The sequence below is a fragment of the Streptomyces sp. NPDC104309 genome (genome assembly GCF_055584025.1).
The window spans coordinates 157,440-169,065 of the sequence record NZ_JBVJMV010000006.1; the positions used below are offsets into that span (position 1 = coordinate 157,440).

Sequence of the window (11,626 nt, forward strand, 5' to 3'; positions counted from 1 at the left end):
CGCAGGGCTCACTGGCGGTTTCCGGACATCGACCGCACGACTGCGCCCTACCGGATCCGGCCCCGCTTCGCCTCCATGGCCGCCCGGCCCTCGGCCCCCTTGCGCTTCCAGTCCCGCAGCATTTCGGACCGCACCCGGGCATCGGTCTTGGCGACGATGCGCCGGTTCTCGCGGAGCAGCTTGCGGAAGCTGTCGAGGCGCCGCTCGGTCAGCGAACCGTCCTCGATCGCGGCGAGCACCGCGCAGCCGGGCTCCGACACGTGGCCGCAGTCGTGGAACCGGCACCGCTCGGCCAGCTCCTCGATCTCGGAGAAGACCTGGCCGACGCCGGTCTCCGCGTCCCAGAGGCCGACCCCGCGCAGACCGGGGGTGTCGATCAGCACGCCTCCGGACGGCAGCACCAGCAGATTGCGGGTCGTGGTGGTGTGCCGGCCCTTGCCGTCGACGTCACGGGCGGCCTGCACCTCCATCACGTCGCGGCCGAGCAGGGTGTTGGCGAGGGTCGACTTGCCCGCGCCGGACACCCCGAGCAGCACACTCGTACCGCCCGAGACGAGGGCGGCGAACACATCGACCCCCTCCCCCGTGGCGGAGCTGACGGGCAGCACCTGCACCCCGGGGGCGATGGCCTCGACGTCCTGGACGAGGTACGACAGCGTGGCGGTGTCCGGCACCAGATCGGCTTTGGTCAGCACCACGATCGGCTGGGCGGCGCCGTCGGTGGCGGGCGTCCCGTCCCGCAGCAGCGCGTCGCCGCCGGCACTGGACATGGCGAGAGCGAGGAAGCGCTCCACCCGCCCCAGGTCCAGTTCCACGGCGAGTGAGACGCAGATGGCGATGTGGTCGACATTGGTGGCGAGCACCTGCCCCTCGGAGCGCTGCGACGAGGTCGAGCGGACGAAGGCCGTACGCCGCGGCAGCAGCGTCCGTACGAACTGCGGATCACCGTCGGGATCGACGGCGACCCAGTCGCCCGTGCACACGATCCGCATCGGATCACGCGGAACGACGAACGCGGTGTCGGCCCGGAGCGTGCCGTGCGGGGTGACGACATCGCACTGACCGCGGTCCACCCGCACCACGCGTCCGGGCAGCAGCCCCTGTTCGGCGTACGGAGCGAATGCGGCGGCCCAGTCGTCGTCCCAGCCGTACGGGGACAGCGGATGCGACGCGGAGAGGCCCTGAAGAGAGGAGGAGAGGGACGGAGAGGACCAGGAGGTCGGGAAAGACAAGGGAAACCCTTCGAAGGGTGGCCCCGGCAACGCGCGCTCGGGCGCGGAAAGTTGTGTGAAGGTCAGCCGGCGACCACAGGGGTGGGAACGATGCTCTTCTGGTTGTGGGCAGCGCCCATCGCAACGACAGTCATCAATGTCCTCACCTCCTGGTTCAAGCACGGGTCGACACCGGCCGACGGCTCCTGTCCGCCGTCCGGAACGCGTCACACCATAGCCTCCGGCCCTCGGATGACGTCAACACATTTGATTCACGGCGCCCTCGGACTCGGAAGGGAGGAGTGCCTCGACCGTATTTCTCCGAGATATCACCAGACCTCCCTCGATCAGGTGATACGCGTGCACAATGACCGATCGCAGGCCGTTAGGGTGCCTGGCATGACCTCACCCCAGACCGCCACCGGCACGTTCACACAAGCCCAGTTGGGCACGATCACACTGATCGGGTGGAGCGGCGGACACCCCGATGGCGGCCCCGATGTCGCCTTCCTTCTCGTCTACTCGCTGGGCGACGGGACGGACGGCCCGGCCGCCGGTGAGGCGGCCATGCGCGTCGCCCTGGACCGCAGCGGACTGCCGGTCGGCGCCGGACCGGTGTACGCGGCCGAGACCCCTGGCCTTCCGGTGAAGCTGCTCGTCCAGGCCGGCCAGGCGGTCCTGACGCTGCCCCACTTCACCGCCCAGTACCCCGCGCCGCCCGAGTGGCTGGCCGCTGCCGAGGAACGGGGCGAGGTGAACGCGATGTTCGCCACCCGTCCGTGGGCACAGGGCACGCCGGGCCAACCGGTCAGTGAGGAACTGCTGCGGTCGTTCGCGGCCGACGAAGAGGTCATCATGACCTCCGCGCACTGCGTTCTTCCGGTACGCGGCCTGGGCTGAGCCGCCGCCGCACATGACGATGCCCACCACCCCCCGTGGAGTGGTGGGCATCGTCATGTGCGGGCCCTGGGCGCTGTGCCCCGGACCCCGCTCGGCCGTGCCGTACACCGGAGCACGGGCGATCACGGAGGCCGGCCGCCCACGATCAGCCGCATTCGACCGGATGTCAGTTGTTGCCGATTCCGTTGCCCGAGAGCACCGGGATGCCGCTGACGAGGTGCGACAGCGCCTCGTCGCCCTTGGCCTGGGTGGAGTTGTCGGCGCACTGCTGGTTCTGCGGCGAGTGCAGGACGTTGAGGTCCTGCACCGCGACCGGCACGAGCAGACCGACGAGCGAACCGGCGTTGGCCTTGAGCGGAACACCGACGCAGGCCTTGTTCAGCGTGCCCTGGACGAGCTGGACCTGCGGGCTGCCGTCGCCCCGGGTCACACTGTTGCCGAACGAGTCCACGGCGCCGTTGCCGTTGACCGACGTGGTGCCCTCGTCATTACCGACCGCCATGGCCGCGGGGGCCGCGGCGGCGGACAGACCGACCAGTGACACGGCCACTGCTGCGCCGGCCGTCATCTTCTTCATCACGCTTCACCTTTCGGGGCGTCCCGTTGTGGAACGCGCTGATCAACCCGCCACCGAAGCGTGGGTTCCGCAGTACCACCCAAATGGGTACGGTCCTGCGTGAGTTCGACGCCCCCTCTCACCCGTCGACGGTTTCGTCGGAGGTACGGGCGGCGGGAACACGGCTCCCCGCACAGGGGAGGTCCGACCGTGCGGACGGGCCCTGCTCCGGGCCGCCGTGGGCCGCCTGCCATTCGGCGAGCAGCCGGTCGTAGATGGGTGTGACGTCCTGTGCGTGCCGTTGCCGGTCGCGGGGCCGCTGGCTGTCGTACTGGTCCATGCATGGCCCCTACCCGGTGCGACGGGTGACGCCCGCCGTCACTACGGCAACCGGCCCAGTCCGCCCGCCCCTTCGAGGGGCCGACGGCACCCCGGACGCACGACATGGGGCCGGCGCATCCGGGCCGCCGAACAACGGCTGCCTCGTAGATGTGCCGACCCCACGCATGTATCACTCGCTGCGGGCAGACGGGCTCGAAGTCGCGCGCCGCGCCGTCCTTTGCCAGGTCGAGCAATCGGCGTCGAGCGACCGGAACCTTACGGTCCTAGCTGTTGCCGGTGCCGTTGCCGGACAGGATCGGAATGCCGCTCAGGACGTGCGACAGGGCCTCGTCGCCCTTGGCCTGGGTGGAGTTCTCCGTGCACTGCTGGTTCTGCGGCGAGGCCAGGACGTTGATGTCCTGGACCGAGACCGGAACGACACCGAGGACCGAACCGACGTTGGCCTTGGCCGGCAGGGCGACGCAGGGCTTGTTGAGCGAGCCCTGGATGAGCGCGAACTGCGGGCTCCAGTCACCGTGGGTGGCGGAGTTGCCGTACGACTGGACGGTGTCGTTGCCGTTGAACGACGTCGTACCACCGTCGTTGCCGACGGCCATGGCCTGCGGGGCGATCGCGGCGGAGACACCGACGATCGAAACAGCGACGGCTGCCGAGGCCATAATCTTCTTGATCACGAAATAGCCCTTCTGGTTCTTCTTTTGCTCGTCTGTCCGGAGCGCACTGATCAACTCGCGGCGACGGGAATGGTTGTGCCGATTCACTCGAACGATTCTTCTGCCGACAGATGGTTCGCCGAATGTCCGGCGCCGGAGGAATGCGAATGCCTCGGATGAGCCGGGAACCGCTGGGACGCGACGGATCAACCGCCGAGCGGCAGGCCGCCCATCAGTGGAGCCGCGCCCTTGGCCGCACCGGTGGCCTGGCCGGCCAGCTTGGTGACGGTGCCGTTCTTCTGCATCGCGTCGGCGGCGCCGCCGACCGTGTCGACGACCGGGTCGACAGCCTGCGGCGTGCTCTCGACCACCTGGTTGATGCCGCCGTTGAGGCTGAAGCCGGGGGCCGTGGCGGCGGTAACGGCGAAGGCGGGAGCAGCCGTTCCGAGAGCGACCACGGAACCGGCAACGAACGCAGCGGACTTCGCGTACTTCACTTTCAGGTTCCCTTCTGCAGCGGCATCCGTTTCGGTCGTGCACCCACGCCGCACCAGCCTTCTTTAGCTGTGACTTCTGCCGCTTTCATCTTGCGTAACGACGCGGTTGCGACACGGCAACTGGACGGGATCGCATTTTCTCGGTGCCCACTTGAAACGATTACCGGAAACGGGGAAGGCCCCGGATCGCATCGGATGCGTTCCGGGGCCTTCCGGTGGAGCGTTCGGCGCGGCCGACCAGAGGTCAGCTGTTGGCGCAGGTGTTGCCGAAAGCGGGGTTGAGCAGGCCGATGACGTCGACCGTGTTGCCGCAGACGTTCACCGGAATGTGGATCGGGACCTGGACGCTGTTTCCGGACAGGACGCCCGGGGAGTAGGCGGCGCCGCCCTCGGCACCGGAGTCGGCGAACGCGGGCGCGGCGGCACCCATCGCCATCAGGGTTCCGGCGGCGATGGCGGCAACCTTGGTGTACTTCACTTTGATCCCTTTCTTTGACGGAGTCCGGAACGGCCACGTCTTTCGTGCCGCACGAGCGCGGTCCTGATCACTCGTAACTCCGCCGCTGCAATTCGTAACGATTTAAGACCGTAGGCGAAACTCTTCGAGAAGAAAATTCCCGGAAAATCGCCCGAATGACGCAGTGCCGATCGCTCGTCGTCATGGACGGGATCATCGGAGAATCCGATGCGTCGACAACAGGGAACGACAGCAGCGGGCCCGGGCCGCGCGGAGGAGGAACGCCGACGACCCGGGCCTGTCACTGCGGCTGGATCAGCTGTTGCCGGCACCGTTGCCGGAGAGCACCGGGATGCCGCTCAGGATGTGCGAGAGCGGCTCGTCACCCTTGGCCTGGGTGGAGTTCTCGGTGCACTGCTGGTTCTGCGGCGAGGACAGCACGTTGGCGTCCTGGACCGCTACCGGGACCAGGCCGACGAGCGAGCCGGCGTTGACCTTGGCCGGCAGGCCGACGCAGGGCTTGTTCAGGCTGCCCTGGACCAGGCCGAACTGCGGACTGCCGTCACCGTGGGTCTCGGCGTTGCCGAAGGACTGCGAGGCTCCGTTGCCGTTGACCGAGGTCGTGCCGCCGTCGTCGCCGATCGCCATGGCCTGCGTCGCGCCCAGCCCGAGGATGGAGGCGGCCACAGCACCCGTAGCCAGAACCTTCTTGATCACGATTAACCCTTCTCGTACTGGATGCCCCATACCGGAGCCCCCTGCCCAACTCATGGCCGGGCGTTTGGTTCTCTCCTTTCACTCGAATGCCGAGAGCGCGCGGACAACAGTACGAATGGGCTTCACGGTTGCCGCGCGAGCATGTGCGCGCGGAGAAATTGATGCGAGCATCAACAGCCCGCTCGACATGTCGAAATACGGCACCCGCGTCGGAGTGGACACACGTGCGTAATCCGTCCGAGTGATCACAAGACTTCCACGAATTACGCGTTTCTTCGACACCTTCGCCTCGTTATGGGTGACACCGGGCATATGGCTTCGGAGCCCTCCGGGGTGCCGTCCCCGGCAGAAGCCCCACCGCCCTGTGAATGAACCGCGAGCGATGCGCTCGCACGAGGTGTCCTAAGAAAGGGCAGTCAATGCGAAAAGCCTTGAGTAAGAGCGTGCTGGTGATGGCCGCGGCGTCAGGCATCCTGACCACGGCCGGCGGATACGCGTTCGCGGACGCCTCCGCCGATGGCGCCGCCGTCGGTTCGCCAGGCGTCGGCTCGGGCAACGCCGTGCAGGTGCCGGTGCACGTTCCGGTCAATCTCTGCGGCAACACGGTGAATGTGATCGGGCTGCTCAACCCCGCGTTCGGCAACGAGTGCGAGAACCAGTCCGGTCAGGGGAGCGGCGGCCAGAGCCAGGGGGCGAGCGCCGAGGGCGTCGCGACCGACTCTCCCGGTGTGCTGTCCGGCAACCTCGTCCAGGTTCCCGTGGATGTACCGGTCAATGCGTGCGGCAACTCCGTCGATGTCGTCGGGCTGCTGAACCCTGCCTTCGGCAACAAGTGCGGGAACGTGAGCGGGCCGGGCACCGAGCCGCCGGTGGTCGAGCCTCCCGTGGAGCCCCCGGTGGTCACGCCCCCGGTGGTCACGCCCCCGGTGGTCACGCCTCCGGTGACTCCCCCGGTCACGCCCCCCGTCGTCACGCCTCCGGTGACTCCCCCGGTGGTCACGCCTCCGGTCACGCCCCCGGTGGTCACGCCTCCGATCACTCCCCCCGTGGTGACGCCTCCGGTCACGCCCGTCACCGATGAAGTGCGGACCGGCAATGACCCCACGGCCACCTCCGGGGGCGCGGTCACCACCGCGCAGCTGGCGCACACGGGTGCCGACACCAACCTGGGCCTGGCCGGCGGGGCGAGCGCCGCGATGGTGCTCGGTGGAGCCCTGCTGATGCGCCGTACCCGCGCCCGCGCCAGGCAGAACTGAGCGACACGACCGCCGGGGTCTTTCGACCGGGGCACGTGAGCCCGGCGTGATCCACACAAGAGGCCCTGAGTAACGGGCTGAATAAGACAGGTGCGTGGGTACAGCCGGGGCTGTACCCACGCACCCTTGTGCGTTCTTCGGATCGCGTCAGGCCCGGGAGAGCCCCGCGCGGTCCAGGCAGGCAGCGATCGTGGCGGTCTCGGCCGCGTCCAGCCGGCGCATCGGCGGGCTCATCACCTGCGTGGCGATGATTCCGCGCAGCATGAGAGCCGTCTTGAACGCGCCGAGGCCCGCGGCGGTGGCGGAGACCGTGCCGGGACGGGCCGCGCGGACGATGTCGAAGAGCGCGACAAGGCGGTCCTGCTCCGCAGCGGCGGTGGTCCAGTCGCCCCGTACCGCCGCCTCGTGGAGACGTACGTATCCGTGCGGGTCCACATTGCCGAGCCCGGGGACGGAGCCGTCGGCCCCGGCGAGCATCATGGCGTCCACGACCAGTTCGTGCCCGGTGAGCACGGAGAACTCCGGCAGCTCGCGGGCGCCGATGGTCAGGCGGCGGAACGAGGCGTCGTCGCCGCTGGAGTCCTTCACCCCGGCCAGCACACCGTCCGCGGCGAGTGGCAGCAGCAGTTCCGGGTCGAGTTTGCTGTGGACGCAGACCGGCACGTCGTACGCGAGGAGCGGCACGTCGAGCGCGGCGGCGACGTCCCGGAAGTGACGGTCGACCTCGGTGTGGTGCGTGCGCGTGTAGAAAGGGGCGGTGACGACGACGGCGTCGGCACCGAGCGCCTCGGCGGCGCGGGCCCGCTCGATCGCCCGGTCGGTGGTGGTCTCGATCGCCCCGACGAGGACCGGAACCCGACCGGCGCAGGCGGCCGTGATGACCTCGATGACCTCGTCCTGCCGACCGGGCGTCAGATAAGCGGTCTCGCCGGAGCTGCCGAGGGCGAACAGACCGCTGACTCCTCCGTCGAGCAGATGCTCCACGACCCTCTCCAGGGAGGGCCGGTCGATCTCGCCGTCCGCGGTGAGCGGGGTCACGACGGGCGGGATCACTCCGGAGTAGCGGGGTGTGCGGGCGGTCATGCGGTGCTCCTTGCGGACGGTACGGGCGGCCTGTCCCCGGTGGGGCCGGCCTGGTTACGGGGGTGGACGCAGTGCCAGCGGTGTTCCCCCGGTCCGAAGGTCTCCGCGGGGAAGGCCGTGGCGCAGGCGTCGTCCGCCTTCCAGCAGCGGGTGCGGAACGGGCAGCCGGACGGCGGGTTGGTGGCCGAAGGGACCGGGCCGGTGAGCACGATCCGTTCGGTGGTCTCCAGCAGGCTGGGGGTGGCCGAGAGCAGTGCCTCGGTGTACGGGTGCACGGGGGCTCCCGCGACGTCGGACGCCCGCCCCTCCTCGACGATCCGGCCGAGGTAGAGCACGGCGAGGCGGTCGGCGAGGTATCGCACGGTCTGGATGTCGTGCGAGATGAACACCATGCCGAGGCCGAGGCGTTCACGGAGGTCGACGAGGAGGTTGAGGACCTGGGCACGGACGGAGACGTCGAGGGCGGACGTCGGTTCGTCGGCGACGATCAGTTCCGGTTCCAGGGCCAGCGCGCGGGCGATGGCGACGCGCTGGCGCTGGCCGCCGGAGAGCTGTCCGGGCAGTGCGGCGAGGGTGTGGCCGGGCAGGCCGACCAGATCGAGGAGTTCCTCGACGCGCGCCTCGCGGGCGTCCCGGCTGCCCCGTCCGTGCACGTCGAGGGGGTCGCGGAGGATCTGGCGGACCGTGAGCCGGGGGTTGAGGGCGGTGGACGGGTCCTGGAAGACGACACCGACGGCGGAGCCGAATTCGTCGCGGCGCTGTGCGGCGGACATCTCCCACAGGTCGCGGCCGTGAAAGCGGACCTCGCCCTCGGTGGGCTTCTGGAGGCCGGTCAGTACCCGGGCGAGAGTGGACTTGCCGCAGCCGGACTCGCCGACGAGGCCGACGATCTCGCCGCGCTTGACCTCCAGTGTGGCGTCGGTGAGGGCGTGCACCGCGTCACGGCGGAAGACTCCGCCGCTGCGTGCCTTGTGGCGTACGTGGACGCCGTCGAGCCTGATCACAGGGCGCTCCCTTCCAGCTGTGCGGCCTTCGCCGGGTGGTGGCAGGCGAAGCCGATGTCGTTCGCGGCGCCGCGTGCGGTGAGTTCGGGTGCGGTGGTGCGGCACAGTTCGGTGGCCGCGGCACAGCGCGAGGCGAACCGGCAGCCGGTACCGAAGCCCTGCGGTGCGGGGACGATGCCGCAGATCTGGTGCAGCCGTTCGGCGCCCGCCTCCAGGGAGACAACCGAGCCGAGCAGGCCCCGGCTGTAGTGGTGGGTGGGGTCGGTGAGTACGGCACGGGTGGCGCCGATCTCGGCGAGACGGCCGGCGTACATCACGGCGACGCGGTGCGAGAGGTCGCCGACGAGGGCGAGATCGTGCGAGACGAGGACCATGGCGAAGCCGAGTTCGTCGCGCAGTTCGACGAGGAGTTCCACGACCTGGGCCTGGACGGTGACGTCGAGGGCGGTGGTCGGTTCGTCCGCGATGAGCAGGCGGGGGTTGCGGGAGAGCGCCATGGCGATCAGAACGCGCTGGCGCTGCCCGCCGGAGAGCTCGTGCGGGTAGCTGCGCAGGGTGCGTTCGGGTGCCAGACCGACGAGTTCGAGGAGTTCGGCGGGGGTCTTCGTACCGCCGCGCGAGGTGAGCTGCCGCAGCTGGGCGCCGACGAGGACCGAAGGGTTGAGGGAGGAGAGCGCGTCCTGGTAGACCATCGCGATCTCCGGGCCCAGCAGGGCGCGGCGTTCCTTCGGGGAGAGTTTCAGCAGGTCCCGGCCCCGGTACAGGATCTCGCCGCTGACCTCGGCGTTGCGGGCGAGCAGGCCCATGACGGCGAGGCTGGTGATGGACTTGCCGCAGCCGGACTCGCCGACCAGGCCGAGGGTTTCGCCCTCGTGGACGGTGAAGTTCAGCGAGTCGACGACGGGGACCGGGCCGTAGCGGTCGGGGAAACGGATCGCCAGGTCCCGTACGACGAGCAGCTCGGCGGCGTCCTTCCGCACCGGGGTGATGGAGGGCTCGGTGGCGTTGACGCGGTCCGCGAGCCTGGTGAGGGCGGCGTCGATGTCCGCGGTGGAGGTGGCCTCGACCGGGCCGGGTGCGGTGTCCGTGGTGGGGTCGACGGCGGCCCTGGCGCTCCTGGGCGCCGCGGAGGCATCGGTGAGGCCCTCGGAGAGGATGTTGAGCGCCAGCACGGTGATCAGCAGAGCGAGACCGGGGAAGAAGGTGGCCCACCAGCCGCCGGCGAGGAGGATCTGCCGGCCGTAGGCGAGGACGCTGCCCCAGCTCGGGTCGGGGTCCTGCACTCCGGCACCGATGAAGGAGAGGCTGGCCTCGAAGATGATCGCCTCGGCGACCATGACGGTCGCGAACACCATGACCGGGGCCATGCAGTTGACGGCGACGTGGCGGAGCACGATGTAGCCGCGTCGGGCCCCGATGACCTTCTCGGCGGCGACGTAGTCCTCGCCGTACTGGGACAGCACATTGGCGCGGACCACGCGGGCCAGCGAGGGGGTGTAGACGAAGGCGATGGTGAAGATGATCACCGGGATGCTGGTGCCGAAGACCGCGACGAGGACGGCTGCCAGCGCGATCGGCGGGAACGACATCACCACGTCGAGCGTGCGCATCACGGACTCGTCGCCGAATCTGCGCGAGGTGGCGGCGATCGAGCCGAGCAGGGCACCGGCGACCAGGGCGCAGGCGGTCGCGCCGAGGCCGATGATCAGCGAGTAGCGCGAGCCGTGCACGACCCGGGCGAAGACGTCCCGGCCGGCCCGGTCGGTGCCGAACCAGTGGGCACCGCTGGGGGCCTGGACCGGGGTGCCGGTGGTCAGTGGGTTCTGGGTGAACAGCGGGGCGAGGACGGCGCCGAGGACGACGACGATCAGAACACCGAGGGCGATGCGGGAGGTGACCGGGAGGGCGCGGAACGCGATGCCCGGTCGGGACAGTTTGTTGGCCAGACGGCCGGTGGCGAACATGTCACACCGTCCTGATGCGCGGGTTGACCAGCAGATAGAGCAGGTCGACGATGACGTTGACCACCAGGAAGGCGATGGCGATGGTCAGTACGGTGCCCTGGACCAGGGCGACGTCGCCGCCGGTGACGCCTTCGAGGATGAGTTTGCCCATGCCGGGCAGGTCGAAGATCGCTTCGATGACGACCGCGCCGCTGAGCATGTATCCGACCTTGATGCCGAGCACGGTCAGCGGGGTGACGAGCGCGTTGCGCAGCACCGAGCGGATCACCAGCAGCGGCGGGAGGCCGTTGCCGCGGGCGGTACGGACGTAGTCGCGGTCGAGTTCGGCGACCATCGAGGTCCGTACGAGACGGGCGAGGGAGGCGGAGACCGGGAGCGCCAGCGAGATCGCGGGCAGCGCCATGGTGGTGAGCCAGCCGCTGACCGAGTCGGCGGGGTTGGTGTAGCCGCCGGTCGGGAAGATCCGGGTGTTCAGTGCGAACTGCTGGATGAGCAGCACGCCGAGCCAGAAGGACGGGATGGCGACCCCGGCCATGGAGAGCACCCGGAACAGCTGGTCGGGCCAGCGGTCCCGGTACATGGCGCCGACCACACCGAACAGGGCGGCCAGGACCACCGCGAGGATCAGCCCGAGGAAGGTCAGCTGGAGAGTGAGTGGAAAGGCGGCCGTGATCCGGTCGAGTACGGGCTGGCTCGGCGGGACGGTCGTCCCGAGGTCGAAGTGGAGCAGCTGACCGAGGAAGTGGAAGTAACGGACCGGGAGCGGGTCGTTGAGACCGTTGGCCTCGGCGAACGCCGCACGGGCCTGGGGGGTGGCGCTCTCCCCGAGCGCGTTGAAGGCCGGGTCGACCGGCGAGAACTGCAGCACCACGAAGACGAGCAGCGCGATGCCGAGGATCATCACCGGCATCATCGCGACGCGGCGCAGCGCGAGCCGGAGAAAAGCAACCATCGTCGGGTTCCTTGCGGTTGGGCGGGCTGACGGT

13 protein-coding genes are annotated in these 11,626 nt (G+C 69.4%); 2 read left to right on the forward strand and 11 right to left on the reverse strand.

What is annotated here, in order from left to right; translation table 11 throughout:
- Nucleotides 1-47: 47 nt before the first annotated feature.
- On the reverse strand, nt 48-1,232 hold the full coding sequence (gene rsgA / locus ACZ68L_RS11195; RefSeq protein WP_469576107.1) for a ribosome small subunit-dependent GTPase A: 1,185 nt from the start codon (nt 1,230-1,232) through the stop codon (nt 48-50).
- Between the two features lie 378 nt (nt 1,233-1,610).
- Between rsgA and ACZ68L_RS11200 the strand changes: the two genes are divergently transcribed.
- Complete coding sequence (locus ACZ68L_RS11200) at nt 1,611-2,111, forward strand: DUF5949 family protein (protein ID WP_469576108.1); 501 nt, start codon at nt 1,611-1,613, stop codon at nt 2,109-2,111.
- Nucleotides 2,112-2,277: 166 nt separating this feature from the next.
- Here ACZ68L_RS11200 and ACZ68L_RS11205 read toward each other — a convergent pair whose 3' ends face one another.
- The 6 genes from ACZ68L_RS11205 to ACZ68L_RS11230 form a co-directional block, all read right to left on the reverse strand.
- Nucleotides 2,278-2,688, reverse strand: a complete 411-nt coding sequence (locus tag ACZ68L_RS11205; protein WP_469576110.1) for a rodlin — start codon at nt 2,686-2,688, stop codon at nt 2,278-2,280.
- 118 nt (nt 2,689-2,806) lie between these two features.
- The gene (locus ACZ68L_RS11210) at nt 2,807-3,007 is read right to left on the reverse strand and encodes a hypothetical protein (RefSeq protein ID WP_469576112.1); all 201 of its coding nucleotides are present in this window, start codon (nt 3,005-3,007) and stop codon (nt 2,807-2,809) included.
- Between the two features lie 265 nt (nt 3,008-3,272).
- Nucleotides 3,273-3,683, reverse strand: coding sequence for a rodlin (locus ACZ68L_RS11215; protein WP_469576113.1), 411 nt, complete (start codon nt 3,681-3,683; stop codon nt 3,273-3,275).
- Nucleotides 3,684-3,868: 185 nt separating this feature from the next.
- Nucleotides 3,869-4,159 carry a hypothetical protein gene (locus ACZ68L_RS11220; RefSeq protein ID WP_469576115.1) on the reverse strand — a complete coding sequence of 97 codons (291 nt, stop codon included), beginning with the start codon at nt 4,157-4,159 and terminating at the stop codon, nt 3,869-3,871.
- Between the two features lie 244 nt (nt 4,160-4,403).
- Entirely contained in the window at nt 4,404-4,637 is a 234-nt protein-coding gene (locus ACZ68L_RS11225) for a chaplin (protein ID WP_469576117.1), read from the reverse strand.
- 294 nt (nt 4,638-4,931) lie between these two features.
- Nucleotides 4,932-5,333, reverse strand: coding sequence for a rodlin (locus ACZ68L_RS11230; RefSeq protein ID WP_469576118.1), 402 nt, complete (start codon nt 5,331-5,333; stop codon nt 4,932-4,934).
- 419 nt (nt 5,334-5,752) lie between these two features.
- On the opposite strand from ACZ68L_RS11230, the gene ACZ68L_RS11235 reads away from it, so the two are divergent.
- A complete protein-coding gene (locus ACZ68L_RS11235; RefSeq protein WP_469576120.1) occupies nt 5,753-6,589 on the forward strand; it encodes a chaplin in 837 nt (278 codons plus the stop codon).
- 147 nt (nt 6,590-6,736) lie between these two features.
- On the opposite strand, the gene ACZ68L_RS11240 is transcribed toward ACZ68L_RS11235, so the two are convergent.
- Genes ACZ68L_RS11240 through ACZ68L_RS11255 form a run of 4 tightly spaced genes read right to left on the reverse strand, consistent with a single transcriptional unit; the run spans nt 6,737 to nt 11,592 of the window.
- Entirely contained in the window at nt 6,737-7,672 is a 936-nt protein-coding gene (locus tag ACZ68L_RS11240) for a dihydrodipicolinate synthase family protein (protein WP_469576122.1), read from the reverse strand.
- Nucleotides 7,669-8,676, reverse strand: a complete 1,008-nt coding sequence (locus ACZ68L_RS11245; RefSeq protein WP_469576123.1) for an oligopeptide/dipeptide ABC transporter ATP-binding protein — start codon at nt 8,674-8,676, stop codon at nt 7,669-7,671. Before ACZ68L_RS11245 ends, ACZ68L_RS11240 begins: the two co-directional genes overlap by 4 nt.
- Nucleotides 8,673-10,640 carry a dipeptide/oligopeptide/nickel ABC transporter permease/ATP-binding protein gene (locus tag ACZ68L_RS11250; RefSeq protein WP_469576124.1) on the reverse strand — a complete coding sequence of 656 codons (1,968 nt, stop codon included), beginning with the start codon at nt 10,638-10,640 and terminating at the stop codon, nt 8,673-8,675. The genes ACZ68L_RS11245 and ACZ68L_RS11250 overlap by 4 nt, the downstream gene beginning before the upstream one ends.
- Nucleotide 10,641: 1 nt before the next feature.
- Nucleotides 10,642-11,592, reverse strand: coding sequence for an ABC transporter permease (locus ACZ68L_RS11255; protein WP_469576125.1), 951 nt, complete (start codon nt 11,590-11,592; stop codon nt 10,642-10,644).
- Nucleotides 11,593-11,626: the final 34 nt, after the last annotated feature.